The sequence below is a fragment of the Devosia sp. T2-14 genome, assembly GCF_055397495.1.
Map to the genome: position 1 here is coordinate 3,657,699 of NZ_AP027921.1, position 24,271 is coordinate 3,681,969.

Annotated in this window: 27 protein-coding genes; 18 read left to right on the forward strand and 9 right to left on the reverse strand. The window is 62.3% G+C overall.

Annotated features, from left to right (window positions below; translation table 11 throughout):
* Nucleotides 1–141: 141 nt before the first annotated feature.
* The 3 genes from ACZ5WT_RS18080 to ACZ5WT_RS18090 all read right to left on the reverse strand — a co-directional run bounded on the left by ACZ5WT_RS18080 (nucleotide 142) and on the right by ACZ5WT_RS18090 (nucleotide 3,001).
* The gene (locus ACZ5WT_RS18080; RefSeq protein ID WP_464285143.1) at nucleotides 142–1,542 is read right to left on the reverse strand and encodes a phage minor head protein; all 1,401 of its coding nucleotides are present in this window, start codon (nucleotides 1,540–1,542) and stop codon (nucleotides 142–144) included.
* Nucleotides 1,543–1,601: 59 nt separating this feature from the next.
* Nucleotides 1,602–2,099, reverse strand: coding sequence for a xanthine phosphoribosyltransferase (gene gpt / locus ACZ5WT_RS18085; RefSeq protein ID WP_464285144.1), 498 nt, complete (start codon nucleotides 2,097–2,099; stop codon nucleotides 1,602–1,604).
* Between the two features lie 131 nt (nucleotides 2,100–2,230).
* Nucleotides 2,231–3,001, reverse strand: a complete 771-nt coding sequence (locus tag ACZ5WT_RS18090) for a competence/damage-inducible protein A (RefSeq protein ID WP_464285145.1) — start codon at nucleotides 2,999–3,001, stop codon at nucleotides 2,231–2,233.
* Nucleotides 3,002–3,127: 126 nt separating this feature from the next.
* Between ACZ5WT_RS18090 and map the strand changes: the two genes are divergently transcribed.
* Together map and radC are read left to right on the forward strand one after the other, a co-directional pair.
* Nucleotides 3,128–3,961 (forward strand): type I methionyl aminopeptidase, encoded by an 834-nt coding sequence (map, locus tag ACZ5WT_RS18095; RefSeq protein ID WP_464285146.1) that lies wholly within the window; start codon nucleotides 3,128–3,130, stop codon nucleotides 3,959–3,961.
* Nucleotides 3,961–4,689: a RadC family protein gene (gene radC / locus ACZ5WT_RS18100; protein ID WP_464285147.1), complete on the forward strand. Its 729-nt coding sequence runs from the start codon at nucleotides 3,961–3,963 to the stop codon at nucleotides 4,687–4,689. The genes map and radC overlap by 1 nt, the downstream gene beginning before the upstream one ends.
* On the opposite strand, the gene ACZ5WT_RS18105 is transcribed toward radC, so the two are convergent.
* Both ACZ5WT_RS18105 and ACZ5WT_RS18110 read right to left on the reverse strand, forming a co-directional pair.
* Nucleotides 4,681–5,925: a GNAT family N-acetyltransferase gene (locus ACZ5WT_RS18105; protein ID WP_464285148.1), complete on the reverse strand. Its 1,245-nt coding sequence runs from the start codon at nucleotides 5,923–5,925 to the stop codon at nucleotides 4,681–4,683. The two genes, radC and ACZ5WT_RS18105, sit on opposite strands and share 9 nt — an antisense overlap.
* 117 nt (nucleotides 5,926–6,042) lie before the next feature.
* Complete coding sequence (locus ACZ5WT_RS18110; protein WP_464287244.1) at nucleotides 6,043–6,741, reverse strand: cytochrome c biogenesis CcdA family protein; 699 nt, start codon at nucleotides 6,739–6,741, stop codon at nucleotides 6,043–6,045.
* Between the two features lie 234 nt (nucleotides 6,742–6,975).
* Between ACZ5WT_RS18110 and ACZ5WT_RS18115 the strand changes: the two genes are divergently transcribed.
* A complete protein-coding gene (locus ACZ5WT_RS18115; RefSeq protein ID WP_464285149.1) occupies nucleotides 6,976–7,902 on the forward strand; it encodes an MYG1 family protein in 927 nt (308 codons plus the stop codon).
* A gap of 50 nt (nucleotides 7,903–7,952) precedes the next feature.
* Here the strand turns inward: ACZ5WT_RS18115 and ACZ5WT_RS18120 are convergent, their stop codons facing one another.
* Nucleotides 7,953–8,663 carry a DNA helicase gene (locus ACZ5WT_RS18120; RefSeq protein ID WP_464285150.1) on the reverse strand — a complete coding sequence of 237 codons (711 nt, stop codon included), beginning with the start codon at nucleotides 8,661–8,663 and terminating at the stop codon, nucleotides 7,953–7,955.
* Nucleotides 8,664–8,837: 174 nt separating this feature from the next.
* Nucleotides 8,838–9,977 (reverse strand): NAD(P)/FAD-dependent oxidoreductase, encoded by a 1,140-nt coding sequence (locus tag ACZ5WT_RS18125; RefSeq protein ID WP_464285151.1) that lies wholly within the window; start codon nucleotides 9,975–9,977, stop codon nucleotides 8,838–8,840.
* 217 nt (nucleotides 9,978–10,194) lie between these two features.
* On the opposite strand from ACZ5WT_RS18125, the gene rpe reads away from it, so the two are divergent.
* The 5 genes from rpe (at nucleotide 10,195) to ACZ5WT_RS18150 (ending at nucleotide 14,891) form a co-directional block, all read left to right on the forward strand.
* Nucleotides 10,195–10,875 (forward strand): ribulose-phosphate 3-epimerase, encoded by a 681-nt coding sequence (gene rpe, locus ACZ5WT_RS18130; RefSeq protein ID WP_464285152.1) that lies wholly within the window; start codon nucleotides 10,195–10,197, stop codon nucleotides 10,873–10,875.
* Between the two features lie 30 nt (nucleotides 10,876–10,905).
* Nucleotides 10,906–12,237 (forward strand): adenylosuccinate lyase, encoded by a 1,332-nt coding sequence (purB, locus tag ACZ5WT_RS18135; protein ID WP_464285153.1) that lies wholly within the window; start codon nucleotides 10,906–10,908, stop codon nucleotides 12,235–12,237.
* Nucleotides 12,234–12,788, forward strand: coding sequence for an RBBP9/YdeN family alpha/beta hydrolase (locus ACZ5WT_RS18140; RefSeq protein WP_464285154.1), 555 nt, complete (start codon nucleotides 12,234–12,236; stop codon nucleotides 12,786–12,788). The genes purB and ACZ5WT_RS18140 overlap by 4 nt, the downstream gene beginning before the upstream one ends.
* Nucleotides 12,789–12,925: 137 nt before the next feature.
* Entirely contained in the window at nucleotides 12,926–14,413 is a 1,488-nt protein-coding gene (locus tag ACZ5WT_RS18145; RefSeq protein ID WP_464285155.1) for an O-acetylhomoserine aminocarboxypropyltransferase/cysteine synthase family protein, read from the forward strand.
* 145 nt (nucleotides 14,414–14,558) lie between these two features.
* Nucleotides 14,559–14,891: a DUF1344 domain-containing protein gene (locus ACZ5WT_RS18150; RefSeq protein ID WP_464285156.1), complete on the forward strand. Its 333-nt coding sequence runs from the start codon at nucleotides 14,559–14,561 to the stop codon at nucleotides 14,889–14,891.
* Between the two features lie 85 nt (nucleotides 14,892–14,976).
* Here ACZ5WT_RS18150 and ACZ5WT_RS18155 read toward each other — a convergent pair whose 3' ends face one another.
* Together ACZ5WT_RS18155 and ACZ5WT_RS18160 are read right to left on the reverse strand one after the other, a co-directional pair.
* The gene (locus ACZ5WT_RS18155; protein WP_464285157.1) at nucleotides 14,977–15,459 is read right to left on the reverse strand and encodes a hypothetical protein; all 483 of its coding nucleotides are present in this window, start codon (nucleotides 15,457–15,459) and stop codon (nucleotides 14,977–14,979) included.
* Nucleotides 15,460–15,567: 108 nt separating this feature from the next.
* A complete protein-coding gene (locus tag ACZ5WT_RS18160; RefSeq protein ID WP_464285158.1) occupies nucleotides 15,568–15,891 on the reverse strand; it encodes a DUF1476 domain-containing protein in 324 nt (107 codons plus the stop codon).
* A 218-nt stretch (nucleotides 15,892–16,109) separates the two neighbouring features.
* Between ACZ5WT_RS18160 and purC the strand changes: the two genes are divergently transcribed.
* The 10 genes from purC to ACZ5WT_RS18210 all read left to right on the forward strand — a co-directional run bounded on the left by purC (nucleotide 16,110) and on the right by ACZ5WT_RS18210 (nucleotide 24,185).
* A complete protein-coding gene (gene purC / locus ACZ5WT_RS18165; protein ID WP_464285159.1) occupies nucleotides 16,110–16,874 on the forward strand; it encodes a phosphoribosylaminoimidazolesuccinocarboxamide synthase in 765 nt (254 codons plus the stop codon).
* A gap of 36 nt (nucleotides 16,875–16,910) precedes the next feature.
* The gene (purS, locus tag ACZ5WT_RS18170) at nucleotides 16,911–17,156 is read left to right on the forward strand and encodes a phosphoribosylformylglycinamidine synthase subunit PurS (RefSeq protein ID WP_464285160.1); all 246 of its coding nucleotides are present in this window, start codon (nucleotides 16,911–16,913) and stop codon (nucleotides 17,154–17,156) included.
* A 353-nt stretch (nucleotides 17,157–17,509) separates the two neighbouring features.
* A complete protein-coding gene (locus ACZ5WT_RS18175; RefSeq protein WP_464285161.1) occupies nucleotides 17,510–18,592 on the forward strand; it encodes an acyltransferase family protein in 1,083 nt (360 codons plus the stop codon).
* Between the two features lie 114 nt (nucleotides 18,593–18,706).
* Nucleotides 18,707–19,375, forward strand: coding sequence for a phosphoribosylformylglycinamidine synthase subunit PurQ (purQ, locus tag ACZ5WT_RS18180; RefSeq protein WP_464285162.1), 669 nt, complete (start codon nucleotides 18,707–18,709; stop codon nucleotides 19,373–19,375).
* Nucleotides 19,375–20,034, forward strand: a complete 660-nt coding sequence (locus tag ACZ5WT_RS18185; protein ID WP_464285163.1) for a Pr6Pr family membrane protein — start codon at nucleotides 19,375–19,377, stop codon at nucleotides 20,032–20,034. The genes purQ and ACZ5WT_RS18185 overlap by 1 nt, the downstream gene beginning before the upstream one ends.
* Complete coding sequence (gene purL / locus ACZ5WT_RS18190; RefSeq protein WP_464285164.1) at nucleotides 20,031–22,265, forward strand: phosphoribosylformylglycinamidine synthase subunit PurL; 2,235 nt, start codon at nucleotides 20,031–20,033, stop codon at nucleotides 22,263–22,265. Before ACZ5WT_RS18185 ends, purL begins: the two co-directional genes overlap by 4 nt.
* A 78-nt stretch (nucleotides 22,266–22,343) precedes the next feature.
* Entirely contained in the window at nucleotides 22,344–22,907 is a 564-nt protein-coding gene (locus ACZ5WT_RS18195; protein ID WP_464285165.1) for a hypothetical protein, read from the forward strand.
* Between the two features lie 91 nt (nucleotides 22,908–22,998).
* Nucleotides 22,999–23,232, forward strand: coding sequence for a BolA/IbaG family iron-sulfur metabolism protein (locus ACZ5WT_RS18200; RefSeq protein WP_464285166.1), 234 nt, complete (start codon nucleotides 22,999–23,001; stop codon nucleotides 23,230–23,232).
* 6 nt (nucleotides 23,233–23,238) lie between these two features.
* A complete protein-coding gene (locus ACZ5WT_RS18205) occupies nucleotides 23,239–23,559 on the forward strand; it encodes a DUF6665 family protein (RefSeq protein ID WP_464285167.1) in 321 nt (106 codons plus the stop codon).
* A complete protein-coding gene (locus ACZ5WT_RS18210) occupies nucleotides 23,556–24,185 on the forward strand; it encodes an HAD family hydrolase (protein ID WP_464285168.1) in 630 nt (209 codons plus the stop codon). The genes ACZ5WT_RS18205 and ACZ5WT_RS18210 overlap by 4 nt, the downstream gene beginning before the upstream one ends.
* Nucleotides 24,186–24,271: the final 86 nt, after the last annotated feature.

Sequence of the window (24,271 nt, forward strand, 5' to 3'; positions counted from 1 at the left end):
CCTTCGTTGAGGATCGCTGGATGTCGAACCCCGACCGGATATGCCCCATTGGTCGTAGGACCAAGCTGCGCCCTATTCGGACAAACTCCGGATGACGATCCAAGAACGGTTGAACCAACTTCGCAACTTGGGCTTCAGTGCTCATTCGAACGGTCGCACTTCCAAAATGTAGAAGCTGGCTCCAGGGTATCGGGAACTAACTCTGTCCGCGATGACGCGAACCCGGGAGGGAGTCAGCCCAGAACTTCCGGTCTTGATGTCATAAACGCATATCAACTCGGGACCGACATCTTCAAGTATGTCAAGGCGAGTGCTCCCAGGCTGCCCATACCTTGGGCCGCTTGAGGTCCTGCCATCCGCCTCTCCCGCATCAATGGAGAGTTCGGGGTAGACGTTGTGATAGGCAATAGGAAAGCGGAGCCTAAGCCCCTGAATGGCGCTATGCAGGCGGGCGTGCACAGCTGTTCCCCATAGCGATGGCCCGAGTGACTCCCGTAGTGGCAGCAGATCGGCAGCGGCGGCGTTGGTCAACTCTTGCACTTCGGGCAGCCGCTTACACCATTGGCTCACCTGCTCGGGCGTCAAAGCCTCAACTGACACCGCGCCTTGGTCGGCGCTGTTGCTCCACGCCCGAAATGCCAATACGGGCACATCGGTAGTGCCGACCCCGAAAGCAGGTCGCTCTGCGGTGACAGCGCTAAACAGCCTGAGCGCCCCAAGGATTGCCGTGGCCGCCGGGGTGGTGGCCAGCAACGTACGACCAACCAACTCGTCTGGGACCGGGGACGGCGCGGGACGTCTTTGCCCGGTGGCGGGAATTGGTGGCACCAATAGACGGAGTACGCCGCCCTGGGCAACTCGAATTCGGGGCGCCGAAAGCTGCGGTCCTGATGCGGAGAAGGTCATTTCCAGCTGCGGCGAGGATTGTTCCCCAACAAAGACACGCCTGACGCTGTCGAGCTTGTCGAGCACCACCCTGCTGCCGTCGGACAACAGAATGGTGTGGGTCAGCGACGTCCCCGCAAGTGCCGAATGAATGCGTGTTCCGTCTCGCAATATAACGGTGGATTCGGCAATGCTGCCATCTGGTCGCGTTGCCGACTCGATCACGCTCCAGGCAGCGCCTGTCGCGTCGGATCGCCTACTGCGCGCCATTTCCAGCAACCAGTCGGGCACATTTGGATGCCCATAGTACGGCTCCGCCCAGCAGCGACAATTCGGTTCGCTTCCGGGATGCCCATGAGCGGGGCCGTCAGACCAGGAGAATATCTTGCCACTTAACGCGGCATGAGTGCTGCGAACCCGATCGTCCCTAGCGGTCCGCCATACATAATGGGTGGTTGGGCGCCCTTCCCTGAGAGACTTCCCAAACAGCGTCGAGCCGAACTCAAGAAACTGCGCCTCGCTCTTCGTCGCTTCCGCGAGACGCTCCAGCGCCAAGGGCACTTGACCAAAACGGAGGTAACAATCAAACGCCCGTCGCTGGGCCATGCGCGCAAGGCGCAATCGTTTTTCTTCGAGTTCTGGTGATAGCAGGCCCATCCATGGCTCCAAACATTGTTCGAAGCCATGGTCGCATCATGCACGAACCCGGGGATAAGTCAGTCCGTGCCGCCGGAGATCGGCGCGACGTAGGCCACGTCGAGATCCCAGGGGAAGAAGATCCAGGTGTCCTGGCTCACTTCGGTGATGAAGGTATCGACCATCTCGCGGCCCTTGGGCTTGGCGTAGACGGTGGCGAAATGGGCGCCGGGGAGAAGGTCGCGGACCAGGCGCGCGGTCGAGCCGGTGTCAACGAGGTCGTCGACGATCAGGACTTTCTTGCCGGTGCGGTTGAGTTCCAGGATCGACTCGTTGATCCCCTTGAGAACCTGCAGGCCGCCCTTGTTCTGGTGGTCGTAGCTCTTGACGGCAATGGTCTCGACATTGCGGATGTTGAGTTCGCGCGCCACGATGGCGGCAGGAACGAGACCGCCGCGGGTGATCGCCACCACCGCATCAAACGGGCCAAGCTCGGTCAGCCGCCAAGCGAGAGCCCGGCTATCGCGGTGAAACTGGTCCCAGGTGACGGGAAACGACTTCTGGTTGGAATTGCTCAAGTTTAGTCTCCTGCACCGGCGCTGACCCGCGACGGGGTGAATTGAAGGCACCGTCCTTAGCAAAACCCGGCGTCTCCGCCAATCTCTGCCTGAAATTATGCCCAGCTAGCGACGGCGACCGTCACATTCGCCTAGTAGACCTCGTCAGGCATGGCCACGCCGGCCCTGCGATGGGCCTCGGTGACCATGGCCCGCACCTTGGCGGCGGCTTCTTCCAGCCGGACCGGGTCGGAGGAACGCAGCACCAATTCGGTCGCAACACGGTCATTGCCCATCTGGGGATAGCTGCCCATCTTCACGTCTGGAAACTCGGCCTGCAACTCGCCGAGCGGACCGCCAATTGTCCCCTCGCCTACCGAAGCCTTGATGGTGACTGACAGCACCTTCTTGCCGGTCTGAAGGGTAGGCAGGATCGCTTCCAGCATCGCCCGCATGATGATCGGAACGCCCGCCATCACATGCACATTGCCAATGCGGAAGCCCGGCGCCGCGCTCACCGAATTGACGATGAGGTCCGCCCCTTCGGGAATGCGCGCCATGCGCAGCCGGGCCTCGTTGACTTCGGTGCCGGTCTGCTTCCAGCGCGCTTCCAGCATGGCACGGGCCTCGGCATTGATCGGCAAAGCCACGCCAAACGCCTTTGCAACCGCGTCGGCAGTGATGTCGTCGTGGGTCGGCCCGATACCGCCGGTGGTGAACACATAGGTGTAGCGGGCCCGCAGGGCGTTGACGGCGTCGACAATGTCATCGGTTTCATCGCTGACCACCCTGACTTCCCTGAGCTCAATACCCAGATCAGTACAGAATTCGGCGGTAGCGCCGATATTGACGTCCTTGGTGCGGCCCGAGAGGATCTCGTCGCCAATAACCAGCAGTCCGGCGGTGATGGTGTCTGCAGACATGTTTGGGTTCCGTGGCATCGTTGCTGCCAGCAATGCCCCTGCGCGATATCGTCGTCAAGCAATCGTGCAACCCTTCCAATCGCCCGACCGAGCGGCTAATTTGGAGCGAATTGTCTGGAGTCCCGCATGACCACATTTGTTGAAGCCCCCGCAAAAGCCCGCCGCACTCCCGGCGTCATCCCGCTGCATGGCAGCGAGGGCTTCGAGGGCATGCGCAAGGCCGGCGCACTGACGGCGCTGGCGCTCGATATCCTGACCGAATATGTCGAAGCTGGCGTGCCCACCTCGACGATCGACCGGGTGGCCTACGAGTTTGCGCGCGACAATGGCGCGGTGCCTGCCACCATTTTCTACAAGGGCTACCGGCACTCGCTGTGCACATCGATCAACCACGTGGTGTGCCACGGCATTCCCGATGAGCGTCCGCTGCGCGATGGCGATATCGTCAATATCGACCTGACGCTGATCGTCGACGGCTGGCACGGCGATTCCAGCCGCATGTATCCGGTGGGCGAAATCTCCCGCAAGGCCGAGCGCCTGATCGAAGTCACCTATGCAAGCCTCGAGGCAGGCCTCGCCGCCGCCAAGCCCGGCAACACCACCGGCGATATCGGTGCCGCCATCCAGGCCGTCGCCGAGGGCGAGCGGATGAGCGTCGTCCGCGATTTCGTAGGCCATGGGCTGGGCAAGCTGTTCCACGACGAGCCCAATATCCTGCACTTCGGCGTCGCCGGGACGGGTGTGCCGCTCAAGCCCGGCATGATCTTCACCATTGAGCCGATGATCAATCTGGGCCGGCCGCATGTGAAAATCCTCTCGGATGGCTGGACCGCTGTAACGCGCGACCGCACCCTTACCGCTCAGTGCGAACACTCGATTGGCATCACCGAAACCGGGCACGAGATCTTCACGCTCTCCCCCGGCGGCCTGTTCAACCCCATGGCCGCACGGGCAGCGTGATGGCCGACCGGCGTAATGAATTGGCTGAAGCCATGACAGCGCCGGTCACGGCGGATGATCCACATGCCGGCCACCGCCAGCGGGTGCGCGAGCGCTTTCTGAAAGTCGGCGGCGATGCGCTGGAAGATTACGAGCTGCTCGAGCTGGCGCTGCAACTGGTGATTCCCCGCAAGGACACCAAGGCGCTGGCCAAGACGCTGCTGCGCGAATTCGGCTCATTCTCGGCCGTCTTCAATGCCAGCGAGGCGCGGCTATCGACCATCAAGGGGCTTGGCGACACCAGTATCGCCCATATCAAGGTCATCCAGGCGGTCGCCGCCCGCTTTGGCCGCGATCGCATCGATCACGAGCAGCCGATCCTGAGTTCGTGGAGCCAGCTGATCGACTATTGCCGCAGCCAGATGGCTTTCGAGTCGATCGAGCAGTTCCGCATTCTCTTCCTCGACAAGAAGAACCGGCTTATCGCCGACGAAGTGCAGCAGACAGGCACCGTGGACCACACCCCGGTCTATCCGCGCGAGGTGATCAAGCGCACCCTGGAGCTGTCGGCGACCGCGCTCATCCTGGTGCACAACCACCCATCGGGCGACCCTGCGCCCTCCTCGGCCGACGTGCGCATGACCAAGGAAATTGCAGACGTCGCCAAGCCGCTTGGCATCACGCTGCACGATCACATCATTATCGGAAAATCCGGCCACGCCTCGCTGCGCGGCCTGAAACTACTCTGACTTGTCGCCGCACGGCTCGGTACGGCGGGAGGTGGCGCGGTCCAGCAGCGACCGCATCCCGCGCGCCAGGGCCTTCAGCTGACGGTTGGCCTTGATGGCCGCCCGCGTCTTCTGGAAGGTCTGGTGGGCCTGAACGATCAGCGCGCCCCTCGGGCTAAGACCGATATAGTGCTGGCGCAGCGGCGTCTGGACATTGCACCAGTGGCGCTTTTCATCAGTGAACCCGCTGCCCATGTCGAATACGCGAATGCCCTGATCGAACACCGTCTGCATGACGCGCATCAGGCACTGCTTGCCCGGCGAGCCATTCTGGATGGCCGGATCGTCGCTCATCGACGAAATCAGGCAGAACATGCGGTCATTGTGGACGACGTTGTAGCGCACGGCGACAATCTTGCCTTCGAGGCGAAGGACATGCAGGCGCACGTCGGCGCCTGAACCCGGCGTGGCGAGATTTTGGTAGAACCCCACCAGACGTTCCCAGACGAAAAAGTCCCGGACACCCATGGCCTTGAACCGGGCCGACCGCTGCTGGAACAGGGTCTGGATGGCCCCTTCCATATCGTCGCCTTCGCGCAATTCCTCAAAACTCACCTCGCCCATCGCCGCCAGGCGGTCGCCTTGCTGGCGATCGTGTTTGCGGCGCGACTTGGAGCGTTGCAGGCGGTCGCACTCTTCCCACGTGTTGAATTGCGAGCGGTATACGGTCTCGACGGCGAGCGTGCTGCCCAGCTCGTCGAACAGGCCATGATGGCCACCGACCTCCACGGGGATGGATCGCAGATAGACCACGTCCGCGCCCGAGGCGTGACTGAACATGGTCTGCCACAGCAATTCTCTGCCCTTCGGCCCCAGCGCAGCAAGCCTGCCGTAATTGGAAACCGGCGCGTAGCAGCCAACATTGGCCCCGGGGAACCAGGTGAGCACCGGCACGCCCCGCACGCGCTTGCGATGCAACGCAATCAGCGCGACCGGCTCGCCATCAACCAGACCAACCAGATAGCACTGGTGCTCGCGTGGAACCTGGCGATGCTCGACCCATTGGCGAATGAAATCAAAGCTCTGTCCGGGAGATTCTATGCCCCCGGCCTGCAGACGGCGCCACACGGCCTCGACTGAGCAGAGATCGTCGGTAGCAAATGACGTAATCTCGCCGGTCTGCCGTCCGGACAGGGGAACGGGCGCGCTGTCAGCGATAAGCGCGCGTGGCGCGACTGTGCTCTCGTTGGCCTGCATGGCGTTCCCCCACAAGACGCGCAGTGTGCAGAATGCGAGTAAATCCAAGTTCAACATTTGGCGCGCAAAGAGCTGATTGCGCCATTTTCTGCAGCAGGGTTAAGCCGTCCTTACCGATCAACCGAAGTTGGCAAGCACCGGGAAAGTCTCGAGGAACCAGTAGGACAGACGCGTGAAATTGCCGGTGAGAAACAACACGCCCGTTACCACCAGCAGCCCACCCATCACACGCTCAACAGTGTGCAAGTGCTTCTTGAACCCCTGGAAGAACGCCAGGAACGGCCCCACTGCAATACCGGCAAGGAAGAACGGCACGCCCAGCCCCAATGAATAGAGGCCAAGCAGCATGGCTCCGTCCATCGCGGTATTCTTGCTCGCGGCTACAGACAGTACCGCCGCCAGCACCGGCCCGATGCACGGGGTCCAGCCGATGGCGAAAGCCAACCCGAGCAGGAAACCGCCCACCGGTCCGCTGGCCATGCCCGGCCCCTGATGCCGCACCTGCCGGTCCAGCAGGCCGATGCGATAAACGCCGAGGAAATGCAGACCCATGGCGATGATCATGAGCCCAGCCACCGGCGTCAGGATCGGCAGTGCCTGGCGGAACGCCTGCCCGAACGCGGTCGCGGTTGCCCCCAGGGTGATGAACACCACGGAAAAGCCCAGGATGAAGAAGATCGACGTGAAAGCGACGCGCCGCTGCAGCGTTCCCGCACTGGTGCCCTCTGCCCGTAGCTGATCGAAGCTGGCACCGCTCATATAGGTGAGATAAGGCGGCACGAGTGGCAGCACGCAGGGTGAGAGAAAGCTCAACACCCCAGCTCCGAACACCAATGGCAGAGAGAATTCCAAGACCGACGCTCCTAGTTTGGGCACCTGTTTAGCGTGACAGGGAAACAAAGCAATGAGCCGGACCGCCGCATCGCGGGTTTGTGAGGCACTCGGTCGATGCCCCCCTTGCGCAAATGACGGGTTGAGCTACCTGGCCCCAATGGCTATCTGGAGCCCTCCCCTCAGCGACGACCCACGAACAACAAGGCGCATCCCGGCATGACTCCAGAATTCCTCGTCACCCATTCCGGTGGCTTCCATGCCGACGAACTGCTTTCGAGCGTCATTCTGACCCACCTGTTCCCCGAAGCCCGCATCGTGCGTAGCCGCGCACCGGAATGGATCACGCCCGGTGCCGACCGTATCGTCTACGACGTCGGCGGCGCCTACGATGCCGATACCCGGATTTTCGATCACCACCAGCGTGGCGCGCCTTTGCGCGAAGACGGCCAGCCCTACAGCTCGTTCGGCCTGATCTGGAAGCACTATGGCCGCGACTACCTCGCCGCCCTCAATGTGCCGGAAGCTCACATCGAGATCGTGCACGCCTCGTTCGACAACAGCTTCGTGCTTCCGGTCGACCTGGTGGACAACGGCGCGCTGAGCCCGTCGGGCCCGCTGGGCGGCCTGTCCCTTCCCGCCCTGCTCGAAACGCTGAAGCCGGTTTTCGACGAAACCGATCCAGAGGCTGAAAACCGCGGCTTCCATGCCGCGATGGCCATTGCCCGCACCTTCGTCGAAGCGCGAATTGCCCGCAGCAATGCAAAGCTGCGCGCCGAAGCGATGGTGCATCAGGCCATTGAAACCGCCGGCGAAGGCCGCATTCTCGAACTGCCGATGGGCATGCCCTTCCGCCCCGCCATCATCAAGGCTGGCGCCGAGCACCTGCTGTTTGTCGTGCATCCGCGCGACAAGGACTGGTGCCTCACCGGCATTCGCCGCGAGGACGAAGGCTTTGAACTGCGCGCCGACCTGCCCGCCGCCTGGGCCGGCCTCACCAATCAGGACCTCGAAACCGCCAGCGGCGTTCCGGGCGCCAGCTTCTGCCATAACGGCCGCTTCATCGCCGCCGCCAAGACCCGCGAAGCCGCCCTCGCTCTGGCCGAACTGGCCGTAACCGAAGCCATCGCCACCGCTGCAAACTAACCACAGGGCCTCTCGCCGCGATGCAAAACTGGCATCGCGGCGAGAGCCGGTCAGGCCACCCGCTGCAGGCGCACCTCGCCATTATGCAGGAAGCAGGCCCTGGAGAAGATTGTCAGATCGATCCTGTTGGGCAGCCGGATGTCGGCGATGTCAGGCAACAGCTTGCTGCTCGGGTCGAATGACCGATCGATCTGGGAAATGAACCCGAGCATCACGCCGCTCCGACGGGCGAATGCCCGCAGCGCCTGCAACTGGTCGGCCAGAGCCGGCTTGCTGCGCTGCTGATCGAGAATCTGAAGATAGTCGATGATCGCGACGCTGCCCGGCCCGGCTCCGGTCAGATGACCGATGATGTAGTCGGCGCTGATATCGTCGGAAGTCACCACCTCCAGCCTGTCACCGACGCCGCTATCGGGGTCCAATGCCTGTATGCGCTGCCGGGCTTCCGGCTCGCTATTTTCGAGCGTGAAGAACGCGGCCCTTCGTCCCGTTCTGGCGGCATCAAGCAGAAGCTGCAGTCCGAGCAAGGTCTTGCCCTGTCCGGGGCGGGAGCCAAGCAGCAGCAAGTCACCGTGCTCAAGGCGATCAAGCATCGCCTGGGAAGGGCTACGCTCGGAAAGCCTGGCGGCCAGCAGGCTCCAGCCCGCATAACCTTCCTCGCTCGCCACTTGATTAAAAGCTTGATGCAGCGGGATTTTCGCGTTTCGCGCCAATATCTTGGCGCGACGTTTCAACTGATAGACTGGGGCAGAGAGCTTCATCAAAACCTCCATTCCGAGCCGAGACGCGATCCCTCCTTACGCGAACGCTCGAACAGATGGTTCGATGGTTTTCGAAACCCCGTATGAAGATACTTCCCGATTGGAGGGAGGAGGCGCGGGCCAAGCCTGCGACGAGGTTATGACCGAGTCGGGGCAAACGACAAGTGTAGGCGCCTATAGCCCGAACCACCGCTTGCGCCGGGTCGCGCCGAAGATGTCCTTGTCGCGGCGCAGGTCGGTCGAGGGGGCAAAATAGCTGCCGGTCGGCTTTGGCCCCGAGAAGAAATCCACCTCGACCTTGCCGATACGGCCGGCGCCAAACTCGATGTAGCAGGTGCCAAATCCGTCATAGAGCACCACGTCGCCGGACTGGCGGATCTTGGCGATGAGCGCGCTTGCCACTGCCTTGGCCGCGCCTTCTGCGAAAACACCGGCCTTGGGGGTGCCGGTCGCCGCGCCGTCGCCTACCGCATAGACATTGTCGAACCGGGTTTCGAGCGTTCGCGGATTGACCGGAATCCAGCCGTCCTCGGCCAGCCCGCTATCGAGCACGACCGGCGGCACGCGATGCTTGGGCACCCCAAGAAACAGATCGAACGCCATTTCGCGGTCGTCGTCGAGGGTGGCCACCTTGCGGTCATTATCCACCGACGCGATGCGATGACCCGGGATGAACTCGATATCCCGCTCGGCAAAGGCCTCGATCAGGGCCGCAGAGGTTTCCGGCGAGGGTGGCACCGGACTACCCAGCGGCAGCACCAGAGATATCTGGCACTTCTCGCGAATGCCGCGCTTGGCCAGATAGTCGTGCAGCATCAATGCGCATTCGCTGGGCGCCGGCGGACATTTGTATGGTGCGCCGCAAACGCCGACGATCGCGTGTCCACCGGTGAATTCGGGCAGAATGGCCTGCAGTTGCTCGGCACCGCGCAGGGAATAGAACTCGTTGCTGCCCGCCAATCCGGGCGTGGCATCGAAGTCATATTCCGCACCCAGCGCCACGATCAGGTAGTCAGCATCAAACACGCCATCATCGGTGGTAACGCTCCGCGCCACAGGATCGATGGCGGCAATGCTGCGCTTCAGCAGGGTCACGCCTGGCTTGGCATAGGCGGCATAGGGCATGCGCACTGCATCTAGTGGCTGATGGCCGAACATGATGTCGAGTTTGGAGAAGCCGAAGACGAAGGCGTCGGACTTGTCGATCAGCGTCACATCGATGCTGTCGCCCAAGGCTTCCGAAAGGAGTGTGGTCAATTCCAGCCCGCCGAAGCCGGCTCCAAGAACGAGAATACGCGGTTTGCCTTCGGTCATCTCAAGGACCCTTCAGCTTGGCGGTAGCTGCGCGGGCGCACTGTGTTTCGGCATCCGAACCGTGTCCAGCCCCCTGCCATGAACAGAAAGGATTAGCGGTGAGAAGAACGCCATCCTCGCCCTTTGGCTAAGGCCCGCGAGCGCATCGCGCCCTTGCCCTCTCACCCTCGCCGCCCTATAGCACGCTCATCCCCGTAGCGGCTGAGGTGCCCTTTCCATGTCCACCCGTCCCATCCGCATTGCCCCCTCGATCCTGTCTGCAGATTTCTCGCGTCTCGGCGAAGAAATCGCTGCGATCGATGCGGCGGGCGCGGACTATATCCATGTCGATGTGATGGACGGCCACTTCGTGCCCAATATCAGCTTCGGCCCGCTGGTGATGGCATCGGTGCGCAAGGCCACGGCCAAGCCGTTCGACGTGCACCTGATGATCGCGCCGGTGGATCCATACATCACCGCTTTCGCCAAGGCAGGCGCCGACATCATCACCGTCCATGCCGAAGCCGGCCCGCACCTGCATCGCACGCTGCAGGCCATCAAGGCCGAGGGCAAGAAAGCTGGCGTCGCCCTCAATCCAGCAACCCCCGTTTCCGCGCTGGAACACGTCATCGGCGATATCGACCTGCTGCTGATCATGTCGGTCAATCCCGGCTTTGGCGGCCAGAGCTTCATTCCCGAAGCGCTCACCAAACTGCGCCAGGCCAAGGCACTGATCGGCAATCGCGACATCGATCTTGAAGTCGATGGCGGCGTGACCGCCGACAATGCCCGCGCCATCGCTGACGCCGGCTGCAACGTGTTTGTCGCCGGATCGTCCGTCTACGGCGGCAATGACGCCACGACCTATGCCCCCCGCATCTCTGCCATCAGGCAGGCCGCAACCACTCGCCTCGCCTGAATCGAAATCTGAACCTGAAAGCTTAAGCCCATGATTCCGCGTTACTCTCGCCCCGAAATGGTCTCCATCTGGTCGGCCGAGACCCGGTTCGCTATCTGGTTCGAAATCGAGGCGCATGCCACCACCAAGCTCGCCGAGCTGGGCGTGGTCCCCAAGGAATCCGCCCAGAACATCTGGGATGTGATGAACGCCCGCAAGGCAGCGACCGGCGACTATGGCTTTGACGTTGCGCGCATCGACGAGATCGAACGCACCACCAAGCACGACGTCATCGCCTTCCTGACCCACCTGAGCGAAATCGTCGGCCCCGACGCCCGCTTCGTGCACCAGGGCATGACCAGCTCCGACATTCTGGACACCACCCTCTCGGTGCAGATGGCCCGCGCCGCGGACCTCCTGATCGCCGATGTCGATGCCCTGCTCGCAGCCATCAAGCGCCGCGCCTATGAGCACAAGGACACCATCACGATCGGACGCAGCCACGGCATTCATGCCGAGCCGACGACCTTTGGCGTCAAGCTGGCCGAAGCCTATGCCGAGTTCAGCCGCAATCGCGCCCGCCTCGTTGCGGCCCGTGCGGAAATCGCCACCGCCGCCATTTCCGGCGCCATTGGCTCCTTCGCCAACATTGACCCGCAGGTCGAGGAATATGTCGCCGAGAAGCTTGGTCTCGCCATCGAGCCCGTCTCGACCCAGGTGATCCCGCGCGACCGTCACGCCATGTTCTTCGCCACCCTCGGCGTTGTCGCCAGCTCGATCGAGCGCGTCGCCGTCGAAATCCGCCACCTGCAGCGCACCGAAGTCCTTGAAGCCGAGGAGTTCTTCTCCCCGGGCCAGAAGGGTAGCTCGGCTATGCCGCACAAGCGCAACCCCGTGTTGACCGAAAACCTGACCGGCCTTGCTCGTCTGGTTCGCGGCATGGTGACCCCGGCGCTGGAAAACGTCGCTCTCTGGCACGAGCGCGACATCTCGCACTCCTCGGTCGAGCGCATGATCGGCCCCGACGCCACGGTTACCCTCGACTTCGCGCTGGCCCGCCTCACCGGCGTAATCGACAAGCTGGTGGTCTATCCTGAGAACATGCGCCGCAATCTTGACCTGCTCGGCGGCCTGCACAACAGCCAGCGCGTCCTGCTCGCCCTGACCCAGGCCGGTTACAGCCGCGAGGACAGCTATGCAGCCGTGCAGCGGAACGCCATGAAGGTCTGGGAGCATCGCGGCGATCGCGCCGGCCTGTTTGCCCAGAACCTCAAGGCCGACCCCGAAGTGACTCTGAGCGATGCACAAATCGACGCCATGTTCGATGACGGCTACCACCTCAAGCACGTCGACACGATCTTCAAGCGGGTCTTTGGGGCATGAAGCTTTCCGAATGCGACATCCTGATCCTGCCCGGGCTTGGCGGTTGCAAGCCCGGACACTGGCAGTTGCGCTGGGCCGAACGCATGTCGTCCGCCGCGATTGTCGAGCAGGCCGACTGGTTTGAACCGGATCTGGATGATTGGGTCGCGACCATAGATCAGGCATGCCGGCTGACGACACGTCCGGTGGTCCTCGTGGCCCATTCGCTCGCCGTGGCGGCGGTGGCCCATGCAGCCCCGATGCTGCCGGCAAACGTCCGCGGCGCCTTCCTCGTCGCACCGACCGACGTGGAGCTCAGCCCGGAAGCGCCGGAGGAAACGCATGCTTTCCGCCCGATTCCGCGCGACCCGCTGCCCTTCCCGTCCCTGCTCGTCGCGTCGAGCAACGACCCCTATGTGTCGATCGATCGCGCCGTGGAATTCGCCACCTGCTGGGGTTCGGATTTCCATCAGGCAGGCGAGGCCGGGCACATCAATGTCGCGTCCGGCCATGGCCCCTGGCCCGAAGGCCTGCTGATGTTCACGCGACTGATGCAGCGCCTCCAGCCATAGCAAGTTCCAAGAAGGGCGCGTTCCGAAGAACCGCTTTCATAAAATCACCAGGTAATTGGTAGATTTAGCCTCGCTCCGCAGGCCGCCCTCTCCTACCCTTACAACACTTCACGCCAACAGCTTTTTGGGAGGCCACAATGAGCGTTAAATCCAAGCATCCAGAAACCCAGGGACTGCACGCCGGCTGGCGTTCCGATCCGACCACTGGCTCGGTCGCCGTGCCGATTTACCAGACCACCTCGTACCAGTTCGAAAGCAGCGAACACGCTTCGGACCTGTTCGCACTGCGCCAGCTCGGCAACATCTACACTCGCCTCGGCAACCCCACGACCGACGTGCTCGAGCAGCGCGTGGCCGCCCTTGAAGGCGGCGTGGCAGCGCTGGCCGTTGCATCGGGCCAGACGGCCACGGCCTATGCCGTGCAGAACCTCGCCATCGTCGGCGACAACATCGTGGCGTCGACCGACCTCTATGGCGGCAGCTACAACCTGTTCAAGAACACCTTCCGCGAAGCCGGCATCGAAGTGCGCTTCGTTGATCCGTCCGACCCGGAAAACTTCCGTCGCGCCACCGACGAGCGGACCCGCGCCTACTACGCCGAGACCCTGCCAAACCCCAAGCTCTCGGTCCTGCCGATTGCCGAAGTGGCCGCCATTGGCCGCGAATTTGGCATCCCGCTGATCGTTGACAACACTGCGGCTCCCCTCACCGCTCGCCCGTTCGAGCATGGTGCGGCGGTCGTGGTTTACTCCTCAACCAAATATCTGGGCGGCCACGGCACCTCGATCGGCGGCATCATCGTCGATGGCGGCAATTTCGACTGGGCCGCTTATCCGGAGCGCCAGCCCCTGCTCAATCGTCCGGACCCGGCTTATCACGGCGCCGTCTGGGTTGAGGCAGCCAAGCCGCTCGGCCCGATCGCCTATATCCTCAAGGCCCGCACCACGCTGCTGCGCACCCATGGCGCGGCGCTGTCGCCGTTCAACGCCTTCCTCACCATCCAGGGCCTCGAAACCCTCGCCCTGCGCGTGGATCGCCATTTCGAGAACGCCGAGAAGGTGGCCGCCTGGCTCGCCAAGCGCCCCGAAATCGTCTCGGTGAACCACCCGTCGCTGCAAACCGGCGCCCGCAAGGCCAATGCCGACAAGTATCTGACGCGCGGCAAGGGCGCCCTGCTGGGCTTCGAGCTGGCCGATGGCCGCGAGGCCGGCGCCCGCTTCATTGACTCGCTGAAGCTCTTCTACCACGCCGCCAATATCGGTGATGCGCGCTCGCTCGCCATCCACCCCGCGACCACCACCCACTCCCAGCTCTCCCCCGAGGAGCAGCTGTCCGCGGGCGTGACGCCAGGCTATGTGCGCCTCGCCATCGGCATCGAGCATATCGACGACATCCTGGCCGACCTCGATCAGCGCTGCAGGCGTCGAGCGAACTGGCCAAGGCGGCCGAGTAATCGCCCATCGCGCCGGCCCCTGGCGGGCCGGCGCCACCTTTGTGGCAAAGTGCCACCGTTGCGTCCGATTTGCGGACAGCCTGCCCATTTGTCTGGGCCAAAAATCGCCCACCTTGCCACAGACCCAACGCAATCCCCCGATTGCGTCAGAAATTGTGCCGGCGACGATTAAATTACCTTAACTTGTTGAATTCCCTCAAGCTTCGTAATGTCTCCGCGCAGGTTTGAACCCGCCGGCGGCACTGATAGCCGCGACCCGACGCGTCTAGAAAACCTGAACAACGGGCATCAGTCCCGACGTCTCACGGAGACAAGTCATGCGCAAAATTCTGGCTCCAGTAGCCATCATCCTGTTGGCAGTCGCACCCGGCGCCGCCTTTGCCGAAAACGCAATGGCGGCCCCGGTTGGCACGCCCGCGGCACCAGCGGCCACCGCACCCGCCGCAGCAGCAATGCCCGCCGACCAGTCGATCAAGGGCGTGGTCAAGGCATTCGACCTCAAGAACCATACGCTGACGCTTGATAACGGCATCGCCTACGTCTTGCCGACCAGCTTCAAGGATCCCGGCCTCAAGGCGGGCGAGAAGGTCACCATTATGTGGCACATGGACGGCAAGAACTACGACGCAACCCAGGTCACGATTGGGTAGTCTCGGCTATCTCAAATCGTCTCCCCACAACGATCAGGAGGCCATCGGCCCCCTGATCGTCTTTTTGCGCTTTCGCTAGGCGAAGCTAATCGATCCGACGAACCGTGAAGCGCGTCGGACGCTCATTGCTCCCCTCGACGGGCCGATAGTCACAGACCAGGCTCGAGAGAAACGGCCGGTTTGGATCAAGGATCAAGGCCAGCAGGCCCAGTACGAGGTTGGGCCTGCAGGTCATCGTGTCGGCGCTCCAGGCGACGCCATTGCCGCACGAGGTACGGCGCAGTTGAACATTCACCGTAGTGCCACGCCCAGTCCAGTCGAGGCGGCCGTTGCACCGCACCCCGCCGCCCGACACCGAATAGGTGCCGCGCTGTAGCAGGCAGAATTCCAGTCGGTACTTTCCGTAAATCCGCCCGGAGCTGCGATAACAGCCCGAGACTATAGCGCCCCCAGGAACATCCGGAACGATGACGCGGGTTTCATTGCCCTGGGCGTAGGCAACGCCGCCCATCAACAGTCCCCCCAACAACGCAACGATCAGGCTGAAATAGCGAACAAGTCCACGCATTTCTCTTCCCTTCCGATACAGCGGGAAGAACTATGAACCTGTATGCCCACAAAACAAAGGGGAGCCGACCTCACGATCAACTCCCCGTATTCAATTGTAGCAAACTTCCTAGTCTTCGGCTGCAACCTGCTCATTGGCGGTCACGACCAGCTGGGCCATCTTTTGGCGAATCACGTCATCGCCGATCGAGACACCCTTGGCCCTGAGATCGCCGGACACTTTGCGGAAAACGTCCTCGTCGCCGGCTTCCTCAAAGTCTGCGGCAACAACTTCAGCGGCATAAGCATTTGCGGCATCGCCGGTGTGCCCTAGCAGTTCTGCGACCCAGATTCCGAGCAGCCTGTTGCGGCGGGCTTCCGCCTTGAACTTCTTTTCAGCGTCGAAGGCGTATTTCGCCTCCTGGCCCTTCTGACGATCCTCGAACTGGCTCATGCAATTCTCCCGGTAGCGTACAAAAACGACTATTTAGCTTATCCAATCGACATAGGCGGTCCGGGAGGTCAAATCAACGGGCGGCCCTACGTTCCGGCCTTCCGAAGGGCCTATCGCCCCCTGCACAGGTGACGTGATGCAAAAGAGCTTGCATCTTGGCCGCGTTCTGGCGCATGAAGCGGCCAAATTCTCCCTCCATCTACAAGTCCGGATTCCACATGAACCGTCGGCGTAAAATCTACGAGGGCAAGGCCAAGATCCTTTTCGAAGGTCCCGAGCCCGGCACTCTGGTTCAGTACTTCAAGGACGACACGACCGCCGGCGACGGCGCGCGCCACGAGATCATCGATGGCAAGGGCGTTCTGAACAACCGCATCTCCGAGTTTGTGTTCACCAAGCTCAATGGCCTCGGCATTCCGACTCACTTCATTCGCCGCATCAACATGCGCGAGCAGCTGATCAAGGAAGTCGAGATCATCCCGCTCGAGATCATCGTGCGCAATTATGCCGCCGGCTCGCTGGTGAAGCGCCTCGGTCTCGAACCCGGCACCCAGCTGCCGCGCTCGATCATCGAATTCTGCTACAAGGACGATGCTCTGCATGACCCCATGGTCAGCGAAGAGCACATCACCGCTTTCGGCTGGGCCACTCCAGCCGAACTCGATGACATCATGAGCCTGGCCATCCGCGTCAACGACTTCCTGACCGGCCTGTTCATGGGTGTTGGCATCCAACTGGTCGACTTCAAGATCGAATGCGGCCGGCTCTATGAGGGCGACCTCATGCGTATCGTGCTGGCTGACGAGATCTCCCCCGACAGCTGCCGTCTGTGGGACGTCAAGACACGCACCAAGATGGACAAGGATCGCTTCCGCGAGAACCTTGGCGGCCTCATCGAGAACTACCGCGAAGTCGCCCAGCGTCTGGGCATCCTTGTTGAAACCGACAATGCGCTGACCACCGGTCCGCGTCTGGTTCAGTAGTTTTCTCGCAGTAGTCTTTTCGAAAGCCCAGGTATTTTGATGAAAGCGCGTGTCACCGTTACCCTCAAGGCTGGCGTCCTCGATCCGCAGGGCCAGGCCATCGAAGGTTCTCTGAAAAGCCTGGGCTTTGCCGGCGTTAACGCTGTCCGGCAAGGCAAGGTGTTTGATCTGGTCCTGGATGGAACGGACGTTGAAGCGGCGCGTTCTGCGCTCAACAGCATGTGTGAGAAGCTGCTGGCCAACACCGTGATCGAAAACTACTCCGTCGAAATTTCAAATTAACGCCTTCGGGCGATAATAATTGTCGCGCCGACCATTGGCGCAGGACCATACCGCCATGCTCAAAACCATTTCTCTCTCGGTTATGTTCGTCGCCACCCTCGGCCTGATTTTTGCGGCCTATGCTTCGGTGCCGGTGTAAGACGATCACCGTCGGCAATAGCCTGACGAATTAGCAAAGCCGTCCGCGATGGATTGATATCCGCGCGGCGGCTTTTCTGTTTTTACCGCCCGGCAGCGGTGCTCCGGTTAGTCAAATTCTTACCAATACTGCAATTGCCCCCTGGCGTGACGGTCTCATTACGCATGCGAAAGCAACTTCGCGGTATTCTGCCTCCACTTTTGGGGGACATGAGATGACGGGATCAGCCAAACGGGTGGAATGGGTGGATATGGCCAAGGGCCTTTCCATCTTTCTGGTCGTGATGATGTATGCAGCCTCCAGCGTCGGGGAAGACACGGGCGGTGTCGGCGCGCTGCACTGGGCCATCGCTTTCGCCACCCCGTTTCGAATGCCGGAATTCTTCCTGATCTCGGGGCTTTTCCTGTCGCAGGTGATCGACCGTCCATGGCGCGCCTTCGCAGACCGCCGGGTGGTCCACTACCTCTACTTCTACGCGCTCTGGGCCTTGATCCACATCGTGTTCAAGGTGGGTCTGCTTTCGGCCAACCCGGTGGGTGCCGTGGAGCAACTCGCCTGGGCCGTCGTGCAGCCCTATGGGGTCCTGTGGTTCATCTACATGCTGGCCGTGGTCAGCGCCGCCACCAAGCTGCTGCATGACCTGCGTGCGCCGGTCTGGGCGGTGTTTGGGGTCGCGGCAATCCTGCAGATCGTCCCCATCCATACCGGCAGCTACCTCCTCGATCAGTTCGCCGAGTACTTCGTGTATTTCTATGCTGGGTTCGTCATGGCCCCGGCCCTGTTCCGCCTTACTGCACACGCCCTGGACAATATCCCGGTCGCGCTGGGAGGCCTGGCTATCTGGGCCATCCTCAATGCTGCGCTGGTATTCCTCGGCGGCTTCAGGATGGACCCCATCCATCCGGTGATGGGCTATGCCGGTCTGCCCGGCCTTCATCTCGCTCTCGCGCTCACCGGCACGGCCGCCCTTTGCGTCATTGCCGCACTGCTGACGCGCCTGCCATGGATGAACTGGCTGCGCTGGATGGGCACCCAGTCGCTGGTGGTCTACGTGGCCTTCGTGCTGCCCATGGGCATTGCCCGCACCATCCTGATCAAGGTCGGCATTGATGAGCCTACCCTGCTCAGCCTCGCGACCATGGCGATCGCCATCGTCTCACCGCTCGTCCTGTACTGGATCGTGCAGCGCGTCGGCTTTGGCCACTTCCTGTTCGAGCGCCCGGCCTGGGCCCACCTACCTGGCACATACCGAGGCGCTAAGCCCACCAACAAGCCGGTCAGCACCCCGGCCGAGTAACACTTTCGAGCCATTCGCTTCACAGGGCCGGGATATGCACTCCCGGCCCTTGCCTTTTGCGCCAAGACTCATCACAAGGGCCTCGCTAACCCCTGACATAGCGAGGACCAGCCGATGAAATCCGCCGTCATCGTCTTTCCCGGTTTGAATCGCGACCGCGACATGATCGCGGCGCTGACCAAGGTTTCCGGCACCGCCCCTGCGACGGTCTGGCATCAAGATGCCGACTTGCCGGATGTGGACCTGATCGTGATCCCCGGTGGCTTTTCCTACGGCGACTACCTTCGCTGTGGCGCCATCGCCGCGCGCTCGCCGATCATGGACCGCGTCCGTGAACGCGCCGCCAAGGGTGTGAAGGTTCTGGGCGTCTGTAACGGCTTCCAGATTCTCATCGAGGCAGGCCTGCTGCCCGGCGCGCTGATGCGCAACATGAGCCTCAAATTCGTCTGCCGCGAGGTCAAGCTCGAGGTCACCAACGCTAACACCGACTTCACCCGCGGCTACACGCAGGGCCAGGTGTTCCGTTGCCCGGTGGCGCACCACGACGGCAACTATTTCGCCGACGCCGAAACCGTCGCTCGCCTCGAGGGCAATGGCCAGGTGGCCTTCCGCTACGCTGAAGGCACCAACCCCAACGGCTCGATCAACGACATCGCCGGCATCTTCAACGAGCAGAAGAACGTGCTGGGCCTGATGCCCCACCCCGAGAACCTCATCGAAGCGGCCCATGGCGGCGACGATGGCCGAGCATTGTTCACGGGTCTGCTGGGCAAGGCTGCCTGATGAACCTGCGCGCACCAGTTGCTCCAGCGCGATTGTTGCTGGGGCTCGGCTTGCTATTCGGCATGGTCGGACTGGTGCTGCAATTCAGCCTGTCGATTCCCAACATGCTCAATAGTGGCCGCGACATGCCTGGTGCACTCGGCCACTTTTTTTCGTTCTATACGATCCTGACCAACATCACGCTGGTTCTGATCTACGCCTCCGAAGTGCTGCCCCTGGGCTGGCTGGATGTGTTCCGCCGCCCGCTGGTGCGCGGCTTCATGGCGGCCAATATCGCGCTGGTCAGCATCTTCGTGTTCTTCGTGCTGCGTCATCTCTATGTGCTGGAAGGCGCCTGGCTGCTGGCCGACAATATCCTGCACTACCTCTGCCCGATCCTCTACCTGATGTGGTGGGGCCTGGCGCAGCGTCACGGCCAACTGGAATGGCGCAACCTGCCGGTAATGCTGGCGCCGACGCTGGTCTATTTCGTCTATGCCATGGCGCGCGGCGCCTGGGTGCAAGAATACCCCTACCCCATTCTGAACGCCATTGAGCTGGGCTACCCACAGGTGCTGCTCAATGCCGTTGCCATGACAGCGCTGCTTGGCGCGCTGTGCCTCATCATCATTGGTCTCGACCAATGGCTTGCCCGCCCCTCCCGGACAGTACGCTCATGACCTATCAGAACAACATCACCATCACCGCCCAGCTCGTTGCCGACCACGGCCTCAAACCCGACGAGTTCGACAAGATCGTTGCGCTGATCGGCCGTCAGCCAACCTATACCGAGCTCGGCATTTTCTCGGCGATGTGGAACGAGCACTGCTCGTACAAGTCGTCCAAGAAGTGGCTGAAGACCCTGCCGACCACTGGCCCCCGCGTGATCCAGGGCCCCGGCGAGAATGCCGGCGTGGTCGATATCGGCGACGGCCAGGCGATCGTCTTCAAGATGGAATCGCACAACCACCCCAGCTTCATCGAGCCCTATCAGGGCGCGGCGACTGGCGTTGGCGGCATTCTGCGCGACGTCTTCACCATGGGCGCCCGCCCGGTGGCGGCAATGAACGCACTGCGCTTCGGTTCGCCCGACCATGAGAAGACCCGTCACCTGGTCAACGGCGTCGTCGCTGGCGTTGGTGGCTATGGCAATGCGTTCGGTGTGCCGACCGTCGGCGGCGAAGTCGAATTCGACGCTCGCTACAATGGCAATATCCTCGTCAACGCTTTCGCGGCTGGCCTTGCTGACACGGACAAGATCTTCTACTCCAAGGCCGAAGGCGTTGGCCTTCCCGTCGTTTATCTCGGCGCCAAGACCGGCCGTGACGGCGTTGGCGGTGCGACCATGGCGTCGGCCGAATTCGGCGACGACATCGAAGAGAAGCGCCCCACAGTGCAGGTTGGCGACCCCTTCACCGAGAAGCGCCTGCTCGAGGCCTGCCTGGAGCTGATGCAGACCGGCGCGGTTATCGCCATCCAGGACATGGGCGCAGCCGGCCTCACCTGTTCGGCCGTCGAAATGGGCGCCAAGGGCGACCTCGGCATCGAACTCGACCTCGACAAGGTGCCGGTGCGTGAAGAGCACATGACCCCCTACGAGATGATGCTCAGCGAAAGCCAGGAGCGCATGCTCATGGTGCTGCATCCCGAGAAGGAAGCCGCCGCGCGCGCCGTGTTTGAGAAGTGGGAACTCGACTTCGCCACCGTTGGCCACACCACTGACGACCTGCGCTTCCGCGTGATGTGGCAGGGCGAAGAAGTCGCCAATCTGCCGATCAAGGATCTCGGCGACGAAGCTCCAGAATATGACCGTCCGTGGGTCGAGCCCAAGAAGCTGCCGATGCTGGCCGCCGACGACGTCCCGCAGATGGACGTGGCCGACGCCCTGCTCAAGCTGATGGGCGGCCACCAGGTTTCCTCGCGCCGCTGGGTCTATGAGCAGTATGACACGCTGATCCAGGGTAATTCGCTGCAGCGCCCCGGTGGCGATGCCGGCGTCATCCGCGTCGAAGGCCATGCCACAAAGGGCCTCGCCTTCACCTCCGACGTGACCCCGCGCTATTGCGAAGCCGACCCCTATGAAGGCGGCAAGCAGGCCGTGGCCGAATGCTGGCGCAACCTGACCGCGACCGGCGCCGAGCCGCTGGCGGCGACCGACAACCTCAATTTTGGCAATCCCGAACGCCCCGAAATCATGGGCCAGCTGGTGCATGCCATCAAGGGCATCGGCGAGGCCTGCAAGGCGCTGGATTTCCCGATCGTTTCGGGCAACGTGTCGCTTTACAACGAGACCAACGGCCAGGGCATCCTGCCGACCCCGACCATTGGCGGCGTCGGCCTGCTGCCCGACTGGAACCAGATGGCACGCATCGGCTTTGCCGCTGCCGACCAGGTGATCCTGCTCGTTGGTGCCCCGGCCAATCGCGGCACCCATCTCGGCCAGTCGGTCTATCTGCGTGACCTGTTTGGCCGTGCCGATGGCGCACCGCCGCCGGTCGATCTTGCCCATGAACGCCGCACCGGCGACTTCGTGCGCAAGCTGATCCGCTCGGGTGTCGCAACGGCCGTGCACGACCTTTCCGACGGCGGCCTTGGCGTTGGCCTTGCCGAAATGGCTGTCGCCTCGGGCATTGGCGCAACCGTTGTCGACATCGAAGGCCACGACCCTATTTTGCAGTATTTCGGCGAAGACCAGGGCCGTTACCTCGTCGCGATCAACCTCGACCCGCAGGGCGAAGAGATTGCGGCGCTCTGGGCCGAAGCCGAGTCGCTGGGCATTTTCGCCCCGTGGATCGGCACGACCGGTGGCACCGACCTGGTTCTGGGCGCGGCGCGTCCGGTAGCTGTCGCCGATCTCAAGGCTGCCCATGAAGGCTGGTTCCCCAGCTATATGGACGGCGAGGCTGCATAATCGTTTGATCTGCCTTATGATCGCCGCTCTTTGGAGTGCTTTGGCACCCTAGGGCGGCGTCATATTTTGGAGCAAACGATGAACTTTCGACCGGCGATCGGCTACATTCTGGCAGCCACTTTCAGCCTCATGCCCGTGACCGCCTTCGCCCAGTCGCTTACCGTGACCGGGTCGCCACTGCCCGATCAGCCCTATACCCTCATCTATCCCGACGTGATGGTTTCCTCCGGTGAAATCGGTGGTCCGCTGACCATCAATCACCCCGGTGCGCCACTGCAATGCGTGCTGACTGTGGTCCCCGTTGATGACACGACATGGACTGCCGAAGGGGCACTGGCCGCGCTCGATGATGCCGCCGTGACCCAGGGCTGGGGCGAGACCCTGCCCGGCTTTGTGCTTGGCCCCAAGGGCACCACCCAGTTCCAGAGCAACACGGCGCTGATCTACGAAGGGACCAGCACCGATTCTGCGCAGGGCGTGCCGCTGACCATCGTGCACACCGAAACCGTGGATAGCGGCAACGGCTATACGCTCGATTGCATCTACTCGACCGCAGAGGCCGAGCGGGCCCGCCCTCTGGTTGACTTCATCATCGCCAATTTCTCGACCAAGCAGGACGCCCAGCCCCTTCCCGCTCCCTGATCGGAGCGGCCCATATTGAAGGCACCCGACCTCCGTGCCATATGGATGGTATATGTCCGGCACCCCGCCGGTGTTACCAAGGAGTAGAGCCATGCCCATGGATGCGAGCGAAATTGAACGCCGGATCAAGGCTGCTCTGCCCGATGCCGAAATCGAGCTGCGCGACCTTGCCGGCGACGGTGATCATTGGGCCGCAACGGTCATTTCCGAACAGTTCCGTGGCAAGACGCGCGTGCAGCAGCACAAGATCGTCTATGACGCCTTCCAGGGAGACATGGGCGGTGCCCTCCATGCACTCGCCCTGCAGACCAACGTCCCGGAATAGCCCGCGATGACGCTGCGCGATTCGCTCGAGCTGATCCGCACCGTCCGACCCGATGCCGGCACCGCCGCCATCGAGCACGAAATCAATGCCGAGCGGGCTTCCTCGCTCGGCGCCGCTGAGCAGCGCGTCATCGCCGCCATCGCGGCTCTGCAGACCGCCGCCGAAGATCGCCCCACCGCACTCGACAAGGCCCGCCAGATGGTCTGGGCCTATTTCGTGCAGCGCGAACTGATCGGCTTCCGCCGGCACAATGACGTGATTCAAGAACTCAACATCCCCAGCGAAGTCCTTGCCGGACTTGGCGCAATTCCCAAGACCGCCCGTTGACCCGCGCGGTATTCTTCGACGTCGATGGCGTGTTGGTGCATGGCATGCACGCCAATCCCGAGCACGTTCGCCGTTGGGACACCTCCCTGATGGAGGACATGGGCGTAGACCCAGTCCGCTTCACCGAAGAGTTCATCTTCGACATCTTCATCAAGAAGGTCGTCGTCGGGCAAATGTCGGTGATCGACGCGCTGGAACGCCGGCTGCCGAGCCTGGGTTATTCGGGATCTCCCGTTGTGTTCAACCACTACTGGCTGACCCGGGACAGCGTGCTCAACGAAAACCTGCTGGCGATCATCCGAAAACTCAAGTCGCGCTCCGATCTCCGCCTGTTCATCGCCACCAACCAGGAGCACCTGCGCGCAAACTGGCTTTGGACCCAGCTTAAGCTCGGCGAGCTGTTCGAGGATATCTTTTACTCGGCCCGCGTCGGCGTGCGGAAGCCGGAGAAAGGGTTCTTCGATTTCGTGGAACAACGCATCGGGCCGCAGGCGGAACCACCGTTATTCTTCGATGACACGCCGAAAGTAGTCGACGGCGCGCGCCGCCATGGCTGGGAAGCTGTGCAGTTCGATACGGTCGCCGATTGCGCCAACCACCCCTGGATCGCGGCGCGCCTCGCCTAGGCTTTCACAATCTTCGGCGCCCGGCGATGGTGATCTCGACACCGCCCAAGTCCTGTCATATCTAAAGGCAACAGCACCGGCTCTTG

Coding starts and splice junctions, on each gene's coding strand:
- ACZ5WT_RS18080 (WP_464285143.1), bottom strand. CDS start 1,542: ATGGGCCTGCTATCACCAGAACTCGAAGAAAAACGATTGCGCCTTGCG.
- ACZ5WT_RS18090 (WP_464285145.1), bottom strand. CDS start 3,001: ATGTCTGCAGACACCATCACCGCCGGACTGCTGGTTATTGGCGACGAG.
- map (WP_464285146.1), top strand. CDS start 3,128: ATGACCACATTTGTTGAAGCCCCCGCAAAAGCCCGCCGCACTCCCGGC.
- radC (WP_464285147.1), top strand. CDS start 3,961: ATGGCCGACCGGCGTAATGAATTGGCTGAAGCCATGACAGCGCCGGTC.
- ACZ5WT_RS18105 (WP_464285148.1), bottom strand. CDS start 5,925: ATGCAGGCCAACGAGAGCACAGTCGCGCCACGCGCGCTTATCGCTGAC.
- ACZ5WT_RS18115 (WP_464285149.1), top strand. CDS start 6,976: ATGACTCCAGAATTCCTCGTCACCCATTCCGGTGGCTTCCATGCCGAC.
- ACZ5WT_RS18120 (WP_464285150.1), bottom strand. CDS start 8,663: ATGAAGCTCTCTGCCCCAGTCTATCAGTTGAAACGTCGCGCCAAGATA.
- ACZ5WT_RS18125 (WP_464285151.1), bottom strand. CDS start 9,977: ATGACCGAAGGCAAACCGCGTATTCTCGTTCTTGGAGCCGGCTTCGGC.
- rpe (WP_464285152.1), top strand. CDS start 10,195: ATGTCCACCCGTCCCATCCGCATTGCCCCCTCGATCCTGTCTGCAGAT.
- purB (WP_464285153.1), top strand. CDS start 10,906: ATGATTCCGCGTTACTCTCGCCCCGAAATGGTCTCCATCTGGTCGGCC.
- ACZ5WT_RS18140 (WP_464285154.1), top strand. CDS start 12,234: ATGAAGCTTTCCGAATGCGACATCCTGATCCTGCCCGGGCTTGGCGGT.
- ACZ5WT_RS18145 (WP_464285155.1), top strand. CDS start 12,926: ATGAGCGTTAAATCCAAGCATCCAGAAACCCAGGGACTGCACGCCGGC.
- ACZ5WT_RS18150 (WP_464285156.1), top strand. CDS start 14,559: ATGCGCAAAATTCTGGCTCCAGTAGCCATCATCCTGTTGGCAGTCGCA.
- ACZ5WT_RS18155 (WP_464285157.1), bottom strand. CDS start 15,459: ATGCGTGGACTTGTTCGCTATTTCAGCCTGATCGTTGCGTTGTTGGGG.
- ACZ5WT_RS18160 (WP_464285158.1), bottom strand. CDS start 15,891: ATGAGCCAGTTCGAGGATCGTCAGAAGGGCCAGGAGGCGAAATACGCC.
- purC (WP_464285159.1), top strand. CDS start 16,110: ATGAACCGTCGGCGTAAAATCTACGAGGGCAAGGCCAAGATCCTTTTC.
- ACZ5WT_RS18175 (WP_464285161.1), top strand. CDS start 17,510: ATGACGGGATCAGCCAAACGGGTGGAATGGGTGGATATGGCCAAGGGC.
- purQ (WP_464285162.1), top strand. CDS start 18,707: ATGAAATCCGCCGTCATCGTCTTTCCCGGTTTGAATCGCGACCGCGAC.
- ACZ5WT_RS18185 (WP_464285163.1), top strand. CDS start 19,375: ATGAACCTGCGCGCACCAGTTGCTCCAGCGCGATTGTTGCTGGGGCTC.
- purL (WP_464285164.1), top strand. CDS start 20,031: ATGACCTATCAGAACAACATCACCATCACCGCCCAGCTCGTTGCCGAC.
- ACZ5WT_RS18195 (WP_464285165.1), top strand. CDS start 22,344: ATGAACTTTCGACCGGCGATCGGCTACATTCTGGCAGCCACTTTCAGC.
- ACZ5WT_RS18200 (WP_464285166.1), top strand. CDS start 22,999: ATGCCCATGGATGCGAGCGAAATTGAACGCCGGATCAAGGCTGCTCTG.
- ACZ5WT_RS18205 (WP_464285167.1), top strand. CDS start 23,239: ATGACGCTGCGCGATTCGCTCGAGCTGATCCGCACCGTCCGACCCGAT.